General features: G+C 45.1%; 18 protein-coding genes, 1 tRNA gene and 1 rRNA gene. 16 read left to right on the plus strand and 4 right to left on the minus strand.

The features are described from left to right. Window positions 1–4: 4 nt before the first annotated feature. The 5 genes from AC0QUU_RS02790 (at window position 5) to AC0QUU_RS02810 (ending at window position 6077) form a co-directional block, all read left to right on the plus strand. Window positions 5–2479 carry a glycogen/starch/alpha-glucan phosphorylase gene (locus tag AC0QUU_RS02790; protein ID WP_474544490.1) on the plus strand — a complete coding sequence of 825 codons (2475 nt, stop codon included), beginning with the start codon at window positions 5–7 and terminating at the stop codon, window positions 2477–2479. A 15-nt stretch (window positions 2480–2494) separates the two neighbouring features. Then, a complete protein-coding gene (locus tag AC0QUU_RS02795; RefSeq protein WP_474544491.1) occupies window positions 2495–3442 on the plus strand; it encodes a hypothetical protein in 948 nt (315 codons plus the stop codon). Between the two features lie 95 nt (window positions 3443–3537). Further along, window positions 3538–4527 (plus strand): SpoIID/LytB domain-containing protein, encoded by a 990-nt coding sequence (locus AC0QUU_RS02800; protein ID WP_474544492.1) that lies wholly within the window; start codon window positions 3538–3540, stop codon window positions 4525–4527. Between the two features lie 60 nt (window positions 4528–4587). Further along, complete coding sequence (locus AC0QUU_RS02805; RefSeq protein WP_474544493.1) at window positions 4588–5340, plus strand: peptidoglycan DD-metalloendopeptidase family protein; 753 nt, start codon at window positions 4588–4590, stop codon at window positions 5338–5340. Between the two features lie 461 nt (window positions 5341–5801). After that, window positions 5802–6077 (plus strand): GIY-YIG nuclease family protein, encoded by a 276-nt coding sequence (locus AC0QUU_RS02810; protein ID WP_474544494.1) that lies wholly within the window; start codon window positions 5802–5804, stop codon window positions 6075–6077. Between the two features lie 39 nt (window positions 6078–6116). On the opposite strand, the gene rbr is transcribed toward AC0QUU_RS02810, so the two are convergent. The 3 genes from rbr to AC0QUU_RS02825 all read right to left on the minus strand — a co-directional run bounded on the left by rbr (window position 6117) and on the right by AC0QUU_RS02825 (window position 7751). Next, complete coding sequence (gene rbr, locus AC0QUU_RS02815; RefSeq protein WP_474544495.1) at window positions 6117–6653, minus strand: rubrerythrin; 537 nt, start codon at window positions 6651–6653, stop codon at window positions 6117–6119. A gap of 117 nt (window positions 6654–6770) precedes the next feature. Then, window positions 6771–7316, minus strand: a complete 546-nt coding sequence (locus AC0QUU_RS02820; protein WP_474544496.1) for an NADH peroxidase — start codon at window positions 7314–7316, stop codon at window positions 6771–6773. Between the two features lie 39 nt (window positions 7317–7355). Beyond that, the gene (locus AC0QUU_RS02825; RefSeq protein ID WP_474544497.1) at window positions 7356–7751 is read right to left on the minus strand and encodes a Fur family transcriptional regulator; all 396 of its coding nucleotides are present in this window, start codon (window positions 7749–7751) and stop codon (window positions 7356–7358) included. 451 nt (window positions 7752–8202) lie between these two features. Here AC0QUU_RS02825 and AC0QUU_RS02830 point away from each other — a divergent pair, with 451 nt between their 5' ends. After that, window positions 8203–9264: a C40 family peptidase gene (locus tag AC0QUU_RS02830; protein ID WP_474544498.1), complete on the plus strand. Its 1062-nt coding sequence runs from the start codon at window positions 8203–8205 to the stop codon at window positions 9262–9264. Window positions 9265–9793: 529 nt separating this feature from the next. Beyond that, window positions 9794–10003 (plus strand): DUF1858 domain-containing protein, encoded by a 210-nt coding sequence (locus tag AC0QUU_RS02835; protein WP_474544499.1) that lies wholly within the window; start codon window positions 9794–9796, stop codon window positions 10001–10003. A gap of 82 nt (window positions 10004–10085) precedes the next feature. Here AC0QUU_RS02835 and AC0QUU_RS02840 read toward each other — a convergent pair whose 3' ends face one another. Then, entirely contained in the window at window positions 10086–10808 is a 723-nt protein-coding gene (locus AC0QUU_RS02840) for an adaptor protein MecA (RefSeq protein WP_474544500.1), read from the minus strand. A 538-nt stretch (window positions 10809–11346) separates the two neighbouring features. Between AC0QUU_RS02840 and AC0QUU_RS02845 the strand changes: the two genes are divergently transcribed. The 9 genes from AC0QUU_RS02845 (at window position 11347) to AC0QUU_RS02885 (ending at window position 20262) form a co-directional block, all read left to right on the plus strand. Beyond that, entirely contained in the window at window positions 11347–11598 is a 252-nt protein-coding gene (locus AC0QUU_RS02845; protein WP_474544501.1) for a hypothetical protein, read from the plus strand. A gap of 124 nt (window positions 11599–11722) precedes the next feature. Next, window positions 11723–13663: a glycosyl hydrolase family 18 protein gene (locus AC0QUU_RS02850; protein ID WP_474544502.1), complete on the plus strand. Its 1941-nt coding sequence runs from the start codon at window positions 11723–11725 to the stop codon at window positions 13661–13663. An 80-nt stretch (window positions 13664–13743) separates the two neighbouring features. Then, on the plus strand, window positions 13744–14439 hold the full coding sequence (locus tag AC0QUU_RS02855; protein WP_474544503.1) for an N-acetylmuramoyl-L-alanine amidase: 696 nt from the start codon (window positions 13744–13746) through the stop codon (window positions 14437–14439). Between the two features lie 82 nt (window positions 14440–14521). After that, a complete protein-coding gene (locus AC0QUU_RS02860; protein WP_474544504.1) occupies window positions 14522–16066 on the plus strand; it encodes an L-threonylcarbamoyladenylate synthase in 1545 nt (514 codons plus the stop codon). Further along, on the plus strand, window positions 16048–16677 hold the full coding sequence (gene upp / locus AC0QUU_RS02865) for a uracil phosphoribosyltransferase (protein WP_474544505.1): 630 nt from the start codon (window positions 16048–16050) through the stop codon (window positions 16675–16677). The genes AC0QUU_RS02860 and upp overlap by 19 nt, the downstream gene beginning before the upstream one ends. Before the next feature lie 20 nt (window positions 16678–16697). Then, complete coding sequence (locus tag AC0QUU_RS02870) at window positions 16698–17186, plus strand: deoxycytidylate deaminase (protein ID WP_474544506.1); 489 nt, start codon at window positions 16698–16700, stop codon at window positions 17184–17186. 40 nt (window positions 17187–17226) lie between these two features. Beyond that, entirely contained in the window at window positions 17227–17937 is a 711-nt protein-coding gene (locus AC0QUU_RS02875; protein ID WP_474544507.1) for a lysophospholipid acyltransferase family protein, read from the plus strand. 209 nt (window positions 17938–18146) lie between these two features. Continuing rightward, window positions 18147–18234, plus strand: a tRNA-Ser gene (locus tag AC0QUU_RS02880). Window positions 18235–18729: 495 nt separating this feature from the next. Further along, window positions 18730–20262, plus strand: a 16S ribosomal RNA gene (locus AC0QUU_RS02885). Window positions 20263–20352 lie beyond the last annotated feature (90 nt).

The raw sequence follows: 20352 nt of genomic DNA on the forward strand, positions 1-20352 counted from the left end.
TACAATGTTCAGCAAAAGATTTGAAAAAGAAACATTTAAGCAGACGGTAAAGGACAATATCAGGACTTTATACAGAAAAACTATCGAGGAAGCAAACCCGCAGCAGGTATTTCAGGCTGTGTCCTATGCGGTAAAAGATGTCATTTTTGACGACTGGTTTGCTACACAGAAGGCATATGATAAAGCAGACGCGAAGACAGTTTACTATATGTCAATGGAATTTCTCATGGGCCGGGCTCTGGGGAACAACCTGATTAACATGACCGTGTATAAAGATGTGAAAGAAGCACTGGACGAGATGGGCATTGACCTGAATGTCGTAGAGGATCAGGAGCCGGACGCGGCTCTTGGAAACGGAGGTTTGGGAAGACTGGCGGCATGTTTTCTTGATTCCCTTGCTACTCTGAACTATCCGGCGTACGGCTGCGGTATCCGCTACCGTTACGGTATGTTCAAACAGGAGATCCGGGACGGCTACCAGGTCGAGGTGCCGGACAACTGGCTCAAAGAGGGCAACCCCTTTGAGCTCCGCAGGGAAGAGTATGCGAAGGAAGTACGTTTCGGCGGAAATATCCGTTTTGAAAAAGATCCTGTAACAGGCAAGGATAAATTCATCCAGGAAAACTATGAATCTGTTATGGCTATTCCCTACGATATGCCTATCGTAGGATACGGTAACCATGTAGTCAACACGCTGCGTGTATGGGACGCGAAGGCTATTACGGACTTCAAGCTTGATGAGTTTGACAGAGGAAATTATCACAAAGCTGTTGAACAGGAAAATCTGGCAAAACTGATCGTTGATGTTCTCTATCCGAATGACAATCACTATTCCGGAAAAGAACTTCGTCTGAAACAGCAGTATTTCTTTATTTCAGCAAGCCTTCAGGCGCTGATTGCAAAGTACAAAAAGAAACACAGCGATGTGCGTAAGCTCTATGAAAAAGTAGTAATTCAGATGAACGACACGCATCCGACAGTTGCTGTTCCGGAACTGATGAGACTTCTCATCGATGAAGAGGGCTTAAACTGGGAAGAAGCATGGGATGTTACAACGAAGACATGTGCTTATACAAACCATACAATTATGGCGGAGGCCCTTGAGAAATGGCCTATCGACCTGTTCTCCAGACTTCTTCCGCGTATTTATCAGATCGTACAGGAGATCGACCGCCGCTTCCTGATCAGAGTCCGTGAAATGTATCCGGGTAACGAGCAGAAGGTGAAGAAGATGGCGATCCTTATGGATGGTCAGGTCCGCATGGCGAATATGGCTATTATCGCGGGATTTTCCGTAAACGGCGTGGCAAAACTCCATACAGAGATTCTGGAGAACCAGGAGCTGAAAGATTTCTATGAAATGATGCCTGAGAAATTCAACAACAAGACAAATGGCATTACCCAGAGAAGATTTCTGGCTCACGGCAATCCGCTGCTTGCAGACTGGATTACAGATAAGATCGGCGACAGCTGGATCACAGACCTGTCTCAGATCGCAAAGCTCAGACCATATGTGGAAGATGAGGACGCAAGACGTGAATTTATGCAGATCAAATACCAGAATAAAGTGCGTCTCGCTAAATACATTAAAGAACACAACGGCATTGACGTGGACCCGCGCTCCATTTTTGACGTGCAGGTAAAACGTCTCCACGAATATAAACGCCAGTTCCTGAATATACTGCATATTATGTACCTGTACAATAAGATCAAGGAACATCCGGAAATATCCTTCTATCCGAGAACATTTATCTTCGGCGCGAAGGCGGCAGCCGGTTATCTCCGCGCGAAAGAGACGATCAAGCTGATCAACTCCGTGGCAGATGTTGTCAATAATGACAGAAGTATCAACGGCAAGCTGAAAGTTGTCTTCATTGAGGACTACCGGGTATCCAACGCAGAAATAATTTTTGCCGCGGCGGATGTCAGCGAGCAGATTTCCACAGCGTCCAAGGAGGCTTCCGGTACAGGAAACATGAAGTTCATGCTCAACGGCGCGCCTACGCTGGGAACAATGGACGGAGCCAACGTGGAGATTGTTCAGGAAGTCGGAGAAGAGAATGCATTTATCTTCGGACTGAGTTCACAGGAAGTTATCAATTATGAGAATAACGGCGGCTATAATCCGCAGGAAATCTACTTCAACGACTGGGAACTGAAGCGTGTTGTAGATCAGCTTATGGACGGTACTTATTCTCATGGCGACCACAATATGTATAAGAATTTGTACAACTCACTGCTGAATACGCAGAGCACAGATAAGCCGGATATGTACTTCATTCTGAAAGATTTCCGCTCTTACGCAGATGCGCAGAGGAGAGTGGAAGAGGCTTACAGAGACCAGCAGAGATGGTCCAGAATGGCTATGCTGCAGACTGCATGCAGCGGAAAATTCTCCTCAGACAGAACCATCGAGGAGTATGTAAGAGATATCTGGAAACTGGATAAGGTAGAAGTTCCTTCCGGACAGGAAGCGTAAAAGGAGGCGTTTGCAATGCACACGTATTACCATTATTCATATGATTCAGCGGAAAATACGGCGATAGCAGTTTTATCGATCTGTCTGATCGTTCTGGTGCTGATCGGTGTTTTCGCACTGGCCGCTTATATCCTTCACTCAATCGGCTTATATACGATAGGGAAAAGGATCGGGTATTCGATTCCGTGGCTTGCTTTCATTCCGTTCGCAAGAGAATATATGCAGGGCGAGCTGGCGGGAGAGATTTCTCTGAAAACAAAGAAAATAAAAAATCCCGGGGTATGGAATCTGGTCGTGCCGATTATATCCGGTGTGATTTTCTGGATATTTTATATGCTGTTTTTCCTAGTCAGCGGAATGGGAATGATGATGGATTACCGGTCATCAAGCGGATATGGCGGACTTAGCACAGGCACGATTATGGGGATGATATTCTTCCTTATTATCTGGATTGTTGTCGCAGTTTTATACAGCGCTGTCTACCAGGTTCTTCGTATTCTGATCAACAAACAGATTTACGGCAGATTTACTGCGGGAAACATGGCGATCGTGCATGCGGTGCTGTCTTCTCTGGTTCCCCTTTACGAGGCGATCTGTACCTTTGTTCTTCGCAACAAAGATTTTATGCCCGGAATGGAGCCGCCTGTGCCGCCGCAGAGAATGACGCCGCCGGTTTCACCGGTAAATCCTGCAGATAATTTCCAACAGGAAGCAGGAATGAATTCCGCGCAGTATTATGCGCAGCAGGGAAACGGAATGCCTCCGCAGCAGCAGTACTATACGCAGCAGGAAACTGTGACGCCCCCGCAGCAGCAGTACTATGCGCAGCAGGAAGCAGAGACGTCCTCTCAGCAGTATTCGTACCAGGACGCGGGAGAGAATCCGCAGCCGTATTCTCGGCAGGAGACAGGGGAAAATTGTTCTGATGAGCAGCCGCAGAATCCGGATAATAATGTTCAATAAGTGAAACAATATGCAGGAGTATATGCTCCTGCATATACTATATGTTCTGCTGTCAGACAGTCCTTCATATACTAAAATATGGAGGACTGTTTTTTATGAGACGGTATTATATGAAACAAAAGCTGAAATCTGCAGCAGCATTCCTTATTATTCTTATTCTGCTGCCTTATGTTGTCTCTGTGTTTGTGAATGGAACGGATACAGAGGCCTCCAGGAGCCAGGAAAATTCTTTCGTACGGGTAAATACAGCAGACGCAGAAGGAAATGTACAGACTGTGGAAATCGGATGGACGGAGTATCTGGCCGGAATGCTTGCGGCGGAAATGCAGAAGGACAGTGGAACAGAAGCGATGAAGGCCCAGGCTGTCCTGATAAGAACCAATATTTATCGGGAGCTGAGCGGAGGCGAAGATAAAACACTGGATTCCGGTTATCTGACCAGAGAAGAAATGGAGGAAAAGTGGGGAGCGGCAGAAGCACAGAAGCAATATGAACGCTGCATTCGTGCAGTGGAAGAGACGGATAATATTGTACTCTGGTATCAGGATGCATACCCCTGGCTGCCTTTTCATCAGTCCAGCAGCGGAATGACAAGAAGTGCGGAAGAAGTGCTGAACAGTCAGGAGTATCCTTATTTAGCAGTGAAAGAATGTCCTCTTGATAAAGAGGCTGATGATGAGATCGGGATGTTTTCATTCAGTTATGATGAAATTCAGGAATGCTGCAGGGATTTCCTTGTAGCTGCTGCAGGAGAGGAGGAGGCGCGGAAAGGGTATTCTTTTGAGGACTTTGAAATCCGTTCACGGGATTCTGCCGGTTATGTTCAGGAACTGCGAATAGGAACAACAGTCTGTACCGGAGATCAGTTCAGGGATGCGTTATCTCTTCCGTCGAGTGATTTTTCCCTGAGCGCCGGAGATAATAAATTGATTGTTACTACTACAGGAAGAGGGCACGGGATGGGTATGAGTCTGTGGACGGCAAATGAAATGGCAAAAGAGGGAAAAAGTTACGAAGAAATATTGAGTTTTTTCTTTGAAGGCGCCACTCTGAAAAATGATGTCCAGGAATCAGATTTGATTTAATTTTATTTGAAAGAATAAGACATCATCTTTCTGGCAAAGATATAGTCAGAGGTGATGATTATGAATAGAAATGAAAAGCCGTCCTTATTAAAAGGAAAGGCCATCGCAGTTGGAATCGTAATCTGCTTTGTTGCGGTCATAGCAATAGCCGGAGCATATACATTTAATAATTATCAGAAGCAGATAGACGAGCAGGTGGCGAAAGCAGAACAACAGGCAGAAGAGCTGGCCAAAGAATCAGAAGAAACTACTGCGGATGATATTGTACTGCCGGAAGAAAAAGATGCAGTGCAGGAAGACGAGAGTGAGACAGAAACGCCGGCAGAAGTACAGACAGAGGAAAGCGACACTAATACAGATGAGACGGCAGTTACCGGAGACAATACATCAGGCGTCTGGTTCAGCGAGGACAGTATTCTTGAATGGCCGGCAAGCGGCGCTGTTATAATGAGTTACAGTATGGATCAGACAGTGTTTTTCCAGACATTAGAGCAGTATAAATACAATCCTGCGCTGATAGTAGGTGGAGAAGTCGGAGAAACTATCGGAGCATCAGCGGCAGGAATTGTTACCAACATTGAACAGACTGCGCAGACAGGGACAACAGTAACTCTGGACATGGGAAATGGTTACACGGCAGTATACGGCCAGCTTAAAGAAGTACCCGTTTCAGCAGGAGATTATGTAGGAACCGGGGAAACTGTCGGATACCTGAGTGAGCCGACAAAGTACTACAGCGTGGAGGGGCCGAACCTGTACTTTGAAGTCCTTAAAGACGGGGAGCCGGTCGATCCGACGAACTATATGGAGTAAGAATCCGGATTTGTCGGAGAGCTGTGAGTGGAGAGGCCTCCGAAAACACCTGGATACCAGGAGATTGGATAATCGGATCTGGAAATGAGGGATGTGTGCTTTTGTTTCCGTTCCGCAGATAAAGAAAAACTAAAAAACCTGACGACAGGCTAAGAGCAAAATTTACAGCAGAAAACTCGCATTCGCTCAGACAATTCTGCTGTAAATTTTAACGCCTGCCGCCAGGTTTTCTGTTTTTCTAATATCTGCTCCAAAGTCACCAAAAGCACACATCCCTCATTTCCAAAAGTCGCATCCAATCGGCGGTATCCCGCTGTTTTCTGCGCACATCCAGTCAGCAGTATCCCCGACAATTCGAATTTTTAAACGGTAAAGGGGCGTGGAATTTATTTGAAAAATAGAGTAATATAGAAGAGGAAAGAGGCAAAGTTTCTGTATCCAAAGAAAAAGAGGAAATTTTTATGAATTATACATATATTGTCCGCTGCCGGGACGGCTCTCTGTATACCGGCTGGACAAATAATCTGGAAAAACGAATTAAAGATCACAACGCCGGGAACGGCGCGAAATATACAAAGTCACGGCGTCCGGTTGTTCTTGCCTACTACGAACAGTTTGCCACTAAAGAGGAGGCCATGCGCCGGGAGTGGGAGATTAAACAGCTGAAGCACCTAGAGAAGCTTTTGTTAATAGAGGGGCAGACTTACGCAGAAAAACCCGGAGAAACATATCCATAAATAATGAGCATTCCTCCGGGTTTGAAAAATCAGCTGTTATTAGTAATTCTCGGCCTTTCTTTCAAAATAGGCCTTTGGATGTGCGCATACCGGGCAGATTTCCGGAGCCTCATCGCCTTCATAAATATATCCGCAGTTGTTGCATTTCCAGCCAAGAGGAGCTTCGTCCTTGAAAGTTTTTCCTTCGCGGTAATGATCAAGCAGCTTCTGATAGCGTTTCTCATGAGCAGCCTCTACCTGGGCTACGCCGCGGAATTTAGCGGCAAGTTCGGTAAAGCCTTCCTCTTCTGCTTCTTCAGCCATACGTTTATACATATCTGTCCATTCGTAATTTTCACCTGCAGCGGCATCGGCAAGATTTTCCTCTACTGTTCCGATTCCGTGGAATTCTTTGAACCACATTTTTGCATGCTCTTTTTCCTGGCTTGCGGTCTCTTCAAAGATATTGGCCATCTGCACAAATCCAGCTTTTCTCGCGGCGGATGCGTAATAAGTATACTTATTGCGGGCCTGTGACTCGCCGGAAAAAGCTTCCATTAAGTTCTTTTCTGTTTTTGTTCCTGCATATTTAGACATAACATACCTCCATACATATAAAAAGAGGCAGTCTTTTAACAACTGTATTCAGTTCTAAAAGACTGCCTTGTTATAAATGGTTTCCTTTATCTGCCGGTTGTTGTATAATTCCGGATATTACTCTCCGAAGTATCTCTTCAGAAGTCCTGCGAATGCTTTTCCGTGACGTGCTTCGTCTCTTGCCATCTCATGAACTGTGTCATGGATTGCATCCAGATTAGCGGCTTTCGCACGTTTAGCCAGATCGAATTTACCGGCTGTAGCTCCGTTTTCAGCTTCTACGCGCATCTCCAGGTTCTTCTTTGTGCTGTCTGTAACAACTTCGCCAAGCAGCTCAGCAAATTTAGCAGCGTGCTCAGCCTCTTCGTATGCAGCTTTCTCCCAGTACAGGCCGATTTCCGGATATCCTTCTCTGTGAGCGACTCTTGCCATTGCAAGGTACATACCAACTTCAGAGCACTCGCCTTCGAAATTAGCTCTCAGATCAGCAAGAATGTCCTCGCTTACGCCCTGAGCAACACCTACAACGTGCTCAGCTGCCCATGTCATCTCTCCTGACTGCTCCTGGAATTTCTCAGCCGGTGCATGACATACCGGACATTCAGCCGGAGCTGCTTCTCCTTCATAAACATAACCACATACTGTACAAACCCATTTTTTCATAATTTTCTGTCTCCTTTTCTTTGAAATAGTGTTTTATTGTTATGACTTTTTAATGCAGTCGCTGCATTCACCATAGAATAAGGTTGTACTGGATTCGATTTTCCCGCCAAAGTTTTCCGCTGCCAGGCGGTTTACTTCTTCAATACTTTTCATATCGAGATCCAGATCCAGTAACCGTCCACACTTCGTACAGAGAAAGTGATTGTGCGGTTCGATACATCCATCAAATCGGTCGCCGCCATAGGGCGTTGAAATTTTGACCGCTTCTCCCAGATCTGTCAGAAGATTCAGGTTTCTGTATACTGTGCCCAGGCTTATATTGGGAAATTGTTTCTTCACATGCAGATATACAGCATCAGCAGTCGGATGCTCTTTTGTTTCCGCAAGGAAATGTTTGATGGATTCTCGCTGTCTGCTGTATTTTAGAGCTGCCAAGGGGAATCCTCCTTTCTCGTAAATAATAACGATTCTCAGAAACAATAACAGTAACGATTACTGTAATTAGAATATAATATATAAAAAGGAGATTGTCAACCGTTATTTAGTATTTTATCGTTAAATTTTTTATCCGGAGCAACAGCGTATTGACTGTGAAACAGATATTCGGTTATGACCGGGTATCGGACCGGGGGCATCTGACTGACTAAAATATGGAAGGAATATTTTCGGCAATATATTACAAAATGATTAAGAGAAGAAGTAAAAAACAAATTTATAAGAGGAAAAGTTAGAGGTACTGTCGTTGTATGTCAATGAAAAAGACAGGTAAATAGCTTGACACAGCGGTTTTCTGTTGATATAATTTGCATGTAACAAAATTAACAAATGTGTAACATTTATAGCTTCCTACAAAAGATAAAGACAGAACTGCAAGGAGGTTATATAAATGGAAAAAACACACATCAGAAAAAGGATAATCATTTCTGTAATGACAGGAATGATTATGATTCCGGGGAGAGCAATCAATGCTTCGGCTGCGGAGAAAGCAGAAGAGAAGCAGTCGTTTGTACAGGTTGCTGGAATTGAATCGGTGCTGGAAAAATGTTATGAGACAGATGTAAAAGATAATATCAATCTCTATCTGGTGCCATCAGGAGAGGGAGAGTATTTGAATATGGCGTTTTCTGATACAGATGATTTTACCTATATCAGAAGCGCGCCAGATGAAGAAAGCGACTGGGTCGGGAAACTCTACAGTGACTCGGCGGCAGAAGTGCTGGAATATCTGGACGGCTGGACGAAAATCCGATCAGGCTCGGCAGAGGGTTATGTTCCGGCAGATGCGCTGATTACCGGCGCAGAAGCGCGCTCCAGTGCAGAAGACTATCAGACAGATAAAGCGACGGTTACAGCTTCTGTGCTTAATGTCAGGGACGGGCAGGGGACAGAATATACCATACTGACTCAGGTAGAACAGGGCGAGGAATATGTGATAACCGGGGAGGCTGTGGACGGCTGGTATCCGGTTAAAATCGGAGAGCTTGACGGCTGGGTATGCGGAGAGTATATTACGGCGGAAACTTCTTATTCTTACGGGGAGACAAAAGAAGAAGAGGAAGAGCGGATTGCGGAAGAAAAGGCCCGGGAGGAAGCGGAACAGGCTGCAGCCGATGGACAGGCAGTGATTGACTATGCATGTCAGTTTATCGGGAATCCTTATGTATGGGGCGGGACAAGTCTTACAGACGGAGCAGACTGTTCCGGTTTCGTTCAGTCGGTATATGCACATTTTGGCGTCAGCCTTCCAAGGACAACTTATGACATGGAGCATTCGGGATATGCTGTCAGTTATGAAGACGCCCTTCCGGGCGATCTGATTCTGTATGACGGACATGTAGGACTTTATATGGGTGATGGAAATATTGTCAATGCCATGAATGAGGAAAAAGGAATTGGTATATGTGATGCCACATATATGCAGATTATAGCTGTCAGACGTGTGCTTTAGATTCGTTTGAAAAAGATAAAGAAAATCCTGTACTTCAGAAAAAGCGCAGGATTTTCTTTTTTGGATAAATAAGCAAAATGCACAAATTTGTTCTAAATTGTAAAATTGAGTCGAGAGAGAGAAATGTGAAGTTTTCAACTTATCCACATCAAAAATCAAAAAAAACGTGAAAAAACCGTACCTTTCACCTGAGTTATCCACATTATCCACATCAAAACATGTGTTTTTGGTGAATTACTTCTGCTGGAAAAAAGAACGGACGTTTTGGTGAGTTGTGATGAAAATAAGATTTTGTCGAAAAAACCTGACAAAATTCTTGACTTTTGAGTATTCAAAAGAAAGAAAAATGGGAAGAATATTTATCAGAAAATTCAGACAGACATAACGGCTGAAGTGAAAATACGGCAGGACTATGCAGATGTGCTGCCCTGTAGATAAAAGGAGAAAAGGTAGTTGATAATTTAACAGACAGGGCTTATAATAAAAGCCATTGGATGATATTTTACAATTTAAAAGGAGGAAAACAGAAATGGCACAGATTTCTAAAGATACAAAAATCGGCGAACTGCTGAATATTTTTCCGGAGAGCGCGCCTATACTGATGGAGATTGGTATGCATTGCCTGGGCTGCCCGGCATCTCAGATGGAGACTCTTGAAGAAGCAGCTATGGTACATGGAATTGACAGCACTCTTCTGGTTGAAAAGATCAATGCGGCAATGAACGCTGCAGCAAAATAAACCAACAAAAAGTAAGCATAAAAAGCAGCAGAATTCATCAGAATCCTGCTGCTTTTTGTACGGAATTAAAAATTGTCATATTTTAAAGTCCGGCTAATCTCTGTACGGCGTTTGCTGAAATGACTGTTTCGCAATGTTCCTCAAGAAAAGCAAGAACCGCCGGCGAAGCTTTTTCAGGTGAGCCATATTCGGCCAGCATATTGCACGTTCTGTTAAACTCGCCCGCAGAGTGGTCTGACGGTGCAAGAGCCAGAATAAACATGCCGCTGTCACGGTCTTTATACAGTGTATTGGCTCCGTGGTATCCCGGAGCAAGAAGGCGGGAGGCCCTGATTGCGCCGTCCAGCGTCTCGAAAGAGAAGAGACGGATGGAGAAGGGGGCGTTCTCTGCTGAAGTGGTTTCTTCCGGAACCGATACGCCTGCGGCCGCTTCCTTTACTTTATTTAACAGATTGAGAAGCTCATCCGCTCCCTGAAGCTTTTCCAGGGTTTCTGTGTTCACTGTATCTGTATCACCGATGGGTGTAAATTTCGAAAAACGTGTATCCAGTTCTTCCGGATCCTCTACTTTAGTGATAATAAGGACAATTGAATCCGAGGATGAAGGAATTGCTTCAATCATCAGGGGGATATTCTCTGCCTCAAAACCAAAGTCAAAGGATGCCTGCTGCATCATGTCACGAAACAATGATTTTGCTTTCTCGGTACCATAAGCCAGCTCGCTTAATTTTAAATGGCGGGCTGCCAGATCAGCATGTGTCAACGTACAACGAATCTGATTTTCATTCAGCTTTTCAATTTTCATATGATCACATCCTTATCTTTATAAGATAATATGCATGCCGTTCAGTGAATGTTCGGCAGGATATATCTTTTCTACCATAGTATAAACAAAAAATGAAAATATGTAAAGAAGAATATACTGGCAGCATTTTCATGTGAATATAGTGAATAATCATCTGCTGGGTTATTTGTGATGTACTTTGCCTGATATACAGTATAACGGCGTCTGTATACAGGCTTCTGAGTTATCAACAAATCCCATGCACTTACAAACAAAAAACACATTGCGCCGCCATAGAAGCGTACCTATAATGGCACTTACAGAAGATAGTATTGCTTGATGAACGGATGTTATACGAAAGGAGGAGAAATTTAATTCTGCGTTAGAAATGAGATGTTGTGCCCGGAAATGGGCCGGAAAGAAAACATAGACTCTGCGGATGATGCTGTCTTTTGTTCCGTTGAAAAATCCATGAGTATGTCACACGTGCTTCCATATGGGAAATATTGGCGGGAAATAGTGTTTATCAGGGTGTCTGCAGAGAAAGGAGTATACGAAGATGAAGACGGAAGAAACGCTTTACAGAGAATTATATGCTGAACTGGAAAATTATGAGAACAAGGGGATTGATATTACAATTGACGGATATCAGGCCAGCCCGCTCCAGATTGTAACAGCATATATGACCAGAGAAGAGGGCGCCTATATGCGCGATTATGTTATGGATATGGAAGGGAATATAGAGTCTCTGGCCTTTACAGATATACATGCAGACTGTAATGAATTTGGACAGACAGAGAATACCCCTTAACTGTCGGACGAAAATATGTGTGTATAATTATGATGTATAAGGTTTAAAAAGCTCCGGAGCAGGTAAATTATTAATGACGTATAATGAAAATGTTGTTATAATGATTCCTGATAGGAGGTGCGGCATGGACAAAAGAGAAAGAAAGAGAGCGGGTTCAAAGCGTGCGGTGCCCTCAGGCAGTACACGGAGAAGGCGCCCTGACAGAAATGCCCGGAGGCCGGCAAATACTATGTATGAGTCCGGTCCGAGGAAGAAGAGCAGCCGTGCGAGGCGCAGAAGGCGTAATACAATCATTCGCTGGACTATTTTTATTGTCCTGATTGTTGTTGCTGCAGCAGCAGGCGGTTTTCTGATCTGGCAGAGGTACGGTTCATCAAATGAGAAGGCCGATTTGAAGAGTTATTATGGGCTGGAAGAGGAAAATGATCTGGCTGTTGTAATTAATAATGAAGTGGTACGCAGGGAAGAAGCTGCTGAACAAAGCGAACAGGAGACATCCCCTGCGCCTGGGAAAATATATGACGGGCAATATTATATTGAATATTCTGTTGTACGGGATCAGATTAATAAACGGTTTTACTGGGATCCTAATGAAAATGTCCTGCTGTATACCCTGCCGTCGGGCAATGTTTCGGCGGAGGCCGGAAGCAGTACGTATACAGATATTACAGAAGCCAAAAGCGAGGACTATATTATTCTGAAAACAGAAGGCACAATTGCGTATATAGCACTTCCGTTTATTCAGAAGTATACGAATATGGAGTACTCTGTCTATGAAGATCCTGCCCGTGCTGTAATTACTTCTGAGTGGGGGACGATCCAGTCGTCTGAATTAAAACGGGATACGGAGGTCCGTCGTCTGGGCGGCGTAAAGAGCCCGATTCTTACGGAAGTAAAAGCGTCCGATAAAGTAACCGTGCTGGAAGATGAAAATAACTGGATGAAAGTAGCCACAAGCGACGGATTTGTCGGATACGTTAAGACGAGGACGCTTGGCGATATAAAGGAGGAGGAGATCTCCCGTGAATTTGAAGAACCGGTTTATACAAATATTTCAAAAGATTATACGATAAATATGGCGTGGCATAATGTGACCAATTCGGATGCTAACGGATATATCACAGAGACGCTTTCACAGACAAAAGGGCTGACTACAATTGCACCCACCTGGTTCAGCCTTGCAGATACGGAAGGGAATATAACATCGCTGGCCGATCCGGATTATGTAAATTATGCTCACCAGTCAGGTCTGGAAGTATGGGCGGTTCTCAGAGACTTTCACGGCGGAATCAATTCATATGATGAAACGTATGAAGTGCTGAGTTATACATCCAAACGTGCAAAGATAATCGATCAGGTAATTGCGGAGGCGGTCCGGAATAAAATAAATGGCATCAATCTGGATTTTGAACTGGTATCGACAGAATGCGGAGAGCATTATATTCAGTTTGTTCGTGAATTGTCTGTCAGATGCAGGGAAAACAATCTGGTATTGTCGGTAGATAATTATGTGCCGCAGCCATATAATTCTCATTACGATATTGGAGAGCAGGGGAAAGTAGCCGATTATGTAATAATCATGGGCTATGACGAGCATACGGATGGTTCTTATACGGCCGGCCCGGTGGCATCCATCGGTTACCTGGAAAACGGAATTACAGATGCTCTCAATTCGGTTTCAGCAGAAAAACTGATCGCAGGAGTTCCGTTTTTCACAAGATTGTGGTTTGAGACGCCGAAGACAGAAGAGGAACTTGCCCAGGAGGCCGGGACAGAAGCTGCTTCGTATCCGAATAAGGTTACAAGTCAGGCATATGGCATGGGCGACGCGGCAGCAGTGGTGGAAAACGCCGGTGTGCAGGCAGAATGGGATGACAATGTAAAGCAGAACTATGCCCAGTGGGATGCCGATGGCGGTACGTACAAAATCTGGCTGGAGGATGTACAGTCGCTGGAGGAAAAACTTAAGGTGATCCGGCAAAATGAGCTGGCAGGTGTGGCCGAATGGAGCCTTGGAATGGAAGCTCCCGAGGCGTGGGATGTCATTCTCCGATATATTAACTAAAAAGCGTCTGGAAACAAAAGACAGAGAAAGAGACAGCCTTCTTCTACATATACTTGTTATATGGAAGGAGGCTGTTTTATTTGAAAGAAAAAGGAAAATATGTAGTGGCTGCCGTTCTGCTTATCTGTCTGATTGTGTTCTGCCTGAATGCAGGCGGAGTATTGCGGAGCAAGATACAAAAGAGCAGAGAGGTATCCGGGGAAACTGCGCCACCTCTGGTGCTTCTGGACCCGGGGCATGGCGGAATTGATGCGGGAAAAACGGGAATTAATGGTGCGAAGGAAAAAGATATAAATCTTAATATTGCTTTATATATTAAAAAGTTACTTGAGAAAGAAAAAATATCGGTTATTATGACAAGGGCAGAGGACTGCAGACTGGCGGAAACCCAGGTCGAAGATTTAAAGGAGCGAGTCAGAATAATGAATGAAGAGCAGCCGGTGCTGGCTGTAAGTATACATCAGAACAGTTATCATGATGAGAGCGTGAGAGGCGCGCAGGTTTTTTATTACAGTGATTCCGCGAAAGGGAAAAAAGCAGGGGAAATTATGCAAAATGCGTTAAATGAGAATTTGGAGGGCAATGGCAAGGAGGCAAAGGCAAACCGATCTTATTATATTCTGAAAAAAACGGAAGTTCCTGTCATAATTGTGGAATGCGGCTTTTTGAGCAATTATGAGGAGGCGGAAAAACTCGCAGATGAAGAATATCAGCAGACAATGGCGGATGTAGTGAGAGAAGGAATAGTGAATTATATCGGAAATTCAGGCAGCTGAGGGGCTGCAGACCGGTGCGGACAGAGAAACTCAGATGATAAAACAGTTTTTTTTTATATGAAATAATGATATAATGAAATTTATGGAAACAATAGTTAGAAAAACAGATAAATATAATATAGATGAAGATGTTATACAGACAGCCGGCAGTATTTTAAGGGACGGCGGACTGGTGGCATTTCCAACTGAAACAGTGTATGGGCTGGGCGCAAACGCGCTGGAAGAAAAAGCGGCAAAAAAGACCTATGACGCGAAAGGACGCCCGTCAGATAACCCGCTTATAGTTCATATTGCTGATTATGAGGATCTGCGCCGGATTGCCGTAAATATTCCCCCTGAGACAGATGCGCTTGCCGCACATTTCTGGCCCGGTCCGCTGACGATGATATTCTGGAAGAGCAATATAGTGCCCTACGGAACGACAGGCGGCCTGGAGACAGTCGCAGTCAGAATGCCGTCTGACCCGATTGCGATTGCGCTGATCAGAGCGGCCGGCGGCTTTGTATCTGCCCCCAGTGCAAACACATCAGGCAGACCCAGTCCTACCACTGCGGAGCATGTTGTTCATGATTTGAACGGAAAAATAGATATGATTATTGATGGCGGGGCTGTGGATATTGGCGTGGAGTCTACGATCCTGGATATGACGGTTTCGCCGCCGATGATTCTGAGACCGGGCGCTGTTACGGCTGAGATGTTTGCCGAAGTAATCGGACCGGTGGATATAGACAGAACAATTTTAAAAGCGGAAAGCGGCGTGCGGCCCAAAGCACCGGGTATGAAGTACAGGCATTATGCTCCCAAAGCCCGGCTGATGATAGTGGAAGGGGATATCAGGGAAGAAATTCTGGCTATCCGCCAGCTTGCGTATGCTGCTCATCGAAGGAAAAAGAAGATTGGCATTATTGCTACAAATGAAACACTTCCTTTCTATAATTATGGAATAGTGAAAAATGCCGGCACCAGGGAGAATGAAAAAACAATAGCAAGAAATCTGTATCGGGTACTTCGTGAGTTCGATCAGGAAGATGTAGAAGTGATTTACAGCGAGTCGTTTGCCGTGCAGGGAATAGGCCAGGCTGTGATGAACCGGCTGGAAAAAGCAGCCGGACATCAGAAAATTACGGCTGCGGAGATCGTGAGGCTTCAGAAATACCGTCGGATTATATTTGTAAGCGGCACGGATTCGGCGAGAGGACCTATCGCGGCAGAACTTCTCAGAAACCAGGACCTTGAACAGGAATATGTAATAGATTCCCGGGGGATGGTTGTACTTTTCCCGGAACCGGTAAATCAGAAGGCGGAAGCTGTCATGCGAAGTGCGAAGATGACTATGGAGAGTCATTTCTCCCAACAGTTTGAGGGCGGCAATATACCGGATGATACACTGGTACTTACGATGGAACACGGCCAGAAGTTAAAACTGAAAGCAGAGAACGAAAATATACGGAACATTTATACTCTGAATGAGTTTACAGAAGATGAGACGGAGATACCAAATCCATATGGCAAGCCTCTGACGGCATATGGAGAGTGCCTGGAAGTACTGGAAGGGCTGGTGAAAAAACTTGCCGTAAAACTGAACTCGTTTGCAGAAGGAGAAGAACGATGGGAAAAATACATGTAATGGATCATCCGCTTATTGCCCATAAAATCAGCTATATCAGAAAAGAAGATGTGGGGACAAAAGAATTTCGGGAAGTGATTAATGAAATCGCTCAGCTTATGTGCTATGAGGCGACCAGGGATCTGAAAACGAAAAATGTAAAAATTAAGACCCCGATTGCTGAAACGGTAGGAAAAGAACTGGCAGGCAGAAAACCTGCTATTGTGCCGATCCTTCGTGCAGGAGTCGGAATGGTTGACGGCATGTTGTCTCTTATACCGGCTGCGAAAGTCGGTCACATTGGTTTGTACCGGGATCCGGAGACGCTGGAACCGGTGGAATATTACTGCAAACTGCCTTCCGACTGTGAGGAACGGGAAGTGTTTGTTGTAGATCCTATGCTGGCTACGGGCGGCTCCAGCGCGGCTGCAATCCGAATGCTGAAAGAAAAAGGTGTAAACAATATTCGATTTCTCTGCATCATTGCAGCGCCGGAGGGCGTGGAGCGCATGCAGAAAGAGCATCCGGACGTAGATCTTTATATAGGAGCACTGGACGAAAAGCTGAATGAACATGGCTACATTGTGCCTGGTCTGGGCGATGCCGGTGACCGGATTTTCGGGACAAAATAATTCAAAAAGGAGAGAAGATCATGTCAGACAAAAGAAAAGATTATTTAACATGGGATGAATATTTCATGGGCGTGGCAATGCTTTCCGGCATGCGTTCGAAGGATCCGAACACACAGGTGGGCTGCTGCATTGTCAGTCAGGACAATAAGATCTTATCTATGGGGTATAACGGTTTCCCGATCGGCTGTTCGGATGATGAATATCCCTGGGCAAGAGAAGGGGACGATCCTCTCGCGACAAAATATGTTTATTCTACGCACAGTGAGTTAAATGCTATACTTAATTATAGCGGCGGAAGTCTTGCAGGAGCAAAACTCTATGTTTCTTTGTTCCCCTGCAATGAATGCGCGAAAGCAATTATACAGTCCGGAATCAGGGAGGTTATTTATGACTGCGATAAATACGCCGATACAGCCGGTGTGATTGCATCCAAACGTATGATGGATTCTGCGGGAGTGAAATACCGGCAGTATCATCGTACTGGCAGAAAGATTGAGGTTGAGCTGTAATGGCGGCCTTAAAATCCGGCGGAAGAGGAGAAGAGGCATTATGAGACGGATATTGATGATGGTATTGAGAAATATTTTCATGGTGCCCTTTGCGTGGTTCCGTCTGTGCTACAGAGCTTCTCATGTAGAAAAATATTCAGAGGAAGATATGTATATGTTTCTTAAATGGATTGATCTGCATGCCAACCGTGGCGGGAATGTCCATATAGATGTTCATGGGAAAGAAAATATTCCGCCAAAGGACGGTTTTATGTTTTTCCCGAATCATCAGGGGCTCTATGACGTGCTGGCGATAATTGAAGCATGTCCCAGGCCGTTTTCCGTGGTCGCAAAAAAAGAAGTTGCAAATGTTCCTTTCCTTAAACAGGTTTTCGCCTGCATGAAAGCGTATATGCTTGACAGAGATGATGTGCGTCAGGCTATGCGGGTTATTCTTGATGTGTCTAAAGAAGTTGCAAATGGAAGAAATTATCTTATTTTTGCAGAGGGAACCCGCTCAAAGAACGGAAATAAGATTGCCGCATTCAAAGGCGGAAGCTTTAAAGCTGCTACGAAAGCAAAATGTCCGGTTGTGCCGGTCGCTCTGATTGATTCTTTTAAACCATTTGATACAAATACCATCCAGCCTGTAACGGTTCAGGTTCATTTTCTGAAGCCTGTTTTATATGAAGAGTATAAAAATATGAAGACTACAGAGCTGGCTGCATTGGTTCAGGAACGTATACAGAAGACAATTGATGCAAATGTATAAATGGCCAGGCCGGATATTTAAGGGAAAACTTAGAAATATTCCGGTACTGCCAATACATTTTTCCGGTCTGCAGAGAATGCGCCGACAAAAATAAAAAAAAGAAAAAAATACATTGACATTAGAATGGTTATTTTGTATAATAAATTTCGCACTATTCGTGTAGAACAGAATATAGTTCCGCAGTATTTCTGCGGCGGTGTTCAGAATCAGGAGAAATACTCAAGAGGCTGAAGAGGCGCCCCTGCTAAGGGTGTAGGTCGGGAAACCGGCGCGAGGGTTCAAATCCCTCTTTCTCCGTTTGATATTATCCGGAAACTACTGGAGAAATTCCCAGTAGTTTTTGTATATTTAATGTAAGATTGTGGATAATATCTTGTAAAACTACCATATGTAGTAGCGAAATGGAAACCAAGAAAAAAATGAAAAAACTTGTAAAATGTGGTTGACATATGGCTACAAAAATGGTAATATATCAAAGCTGACTCATGAAGGACAGCGAAAAACAAAGAAAAATAAAAAAGTTCTTGACAAAGCGGAATGGATTTGATAGAATATCAAAGCTGTCGCAGAAAAAGAATGACAGGAACCTTGATAACTGAACAATAGACAACAACCCTTGAAAATTTCTTTGAAGAGAAAATTTCTAAGAACGTCATTGAACAATGAGGTTCGACTCCGTCGAACGGCTTTCACACCAGATTCGTGAAAGACCTCATCAAGTGTTCAATGCCAAACAAACAGTAAAAAGGGAAGAATTAGCTAGTAGTTAGTTCTGAACTTGGAACAAACATTTTTAACGAGAGTTTGATCCTGGCTCAGGATGAACGCTGGCGGCGTGCCTAACACATGCAAGTCGAGCGAAGCGCTTTACTTTGAGATCTTCGGAAGGATAAGTTTTGTGACTGAGCGGCGGACGGGTGAGTAACGCGTGGGTAACCTGCCCCATACAGGGGGATAACAGTTAGAAATGACTGCTAATACCGCATAAGACCACAGCACCGCATGGTGCAGGGGTAAAAACTCCGGTGGTATGGGATGGACCCGCGTCTGATTAGCTAGTTGGTGAGGTAACGGCCCACCAAGGCAACGATCAGTAGCCGACCTGAGAGGGTGACCGGCCACATTGGGACTGAGACACGGCCCAAACTCCTACGGGAGGCAGCAGTGGGGAATATTGCACAATGGGGGAAACCCTGATGCAGCGACGCCGCGTGAGCGAAGAAGTATTTCGGTATGTAAAGCTCTATCAGCAGGGAAGAAAATGACGGTACCTGACTAAGAAGCACCGGCTAAATACGTGCCAGCAGCCGCGGTAATACGTATGGTGCAAGCGTTATCCGGATTTACTGGGTGTAAAGGGAGCGTAGACGGATAGGCAAGTCTGAAGTGAAAGCCCGGGGCTCAACCCCGGGACTGCTTTGGAAACTGTTTATCTAGAGTGCTGGAGAGGTAAGTGGAATTCCTAGTGTAGCGGTGAAATGCGTAGATATTAGGAGGAACACCAGTGGCGAAGGCGGCTTACTGGACAGTAACTGACGTTGAGGCTCGAAAGCGTGGGGAGCAAACAGGATTAGATACCCTGGTAGTCCACGCCGTAAACGATGACTACTAGGTGTTGGCAGGCAAAGCCTGTCGGTGCCGCAGCAAACGCAATAAGTAGTCCACCTGGGGAGTACGTTCGCAAGAATGAAACTCAAAGGAATTGACGGGGACCCGCACAAGCGGTGGAGCATGTGGTTTAATTCGAAGCAACGCGAAGAACCTTACCTGCCCTTGACATCCGAATGACCGGTGAGTAATGTCACCTTTCCTTCGGGACATTCGAGACAGGTGGTGCATGGTTGTCGTCAGCTCGTGTCGTGAGATGTTGGGTTAAGTCCCGCAACGAGCGCAACCCTTATCTTCAGTAGCCAGCGGCCAGGCCGGGCACTCTGGAGAGACTGCCAGGGATAACCTGGAGGAAGGTGGGGATGACGTCAAATCATCATGCCCCTTATGGGCAGGGCTACACACGTGCTACAATGGCGTAAACAAAGGGAGGCAGAGCCGCGAGGCCGAGCAAATCTCAAAAATAACGTCTCAGTTCGGATTGTAGTCTGCAACTCGACTACATGAAGCTGGAATCGCTAGTAATCGCGAATCAGAATGTCGCGGTGAATACGTTCCCGGGTCTTGTACACACCGCCCGTCACACCATGGGAGTTGGTAACGCCCGAAGTCAGTGACCCAACCGAAAGGAGGGAGCTGCCGAAGGTGGGACCGATAACTGGGGTGAAGTCGTAACAAGGTAGCCGTATCGGAAGGTGCGGCTGGATCACCTCCTTTCTAAGGAAGAAATAACTTTTTCCGTCCGGAGCAATCCAACTAAAACGGAAGAAGAAGTAAAGAGCTGTTGTCTATTGTTGGGTTATCAAG

This window comes from Mediterraneibacter sp. HA8405, assembly GCF_056148955.1.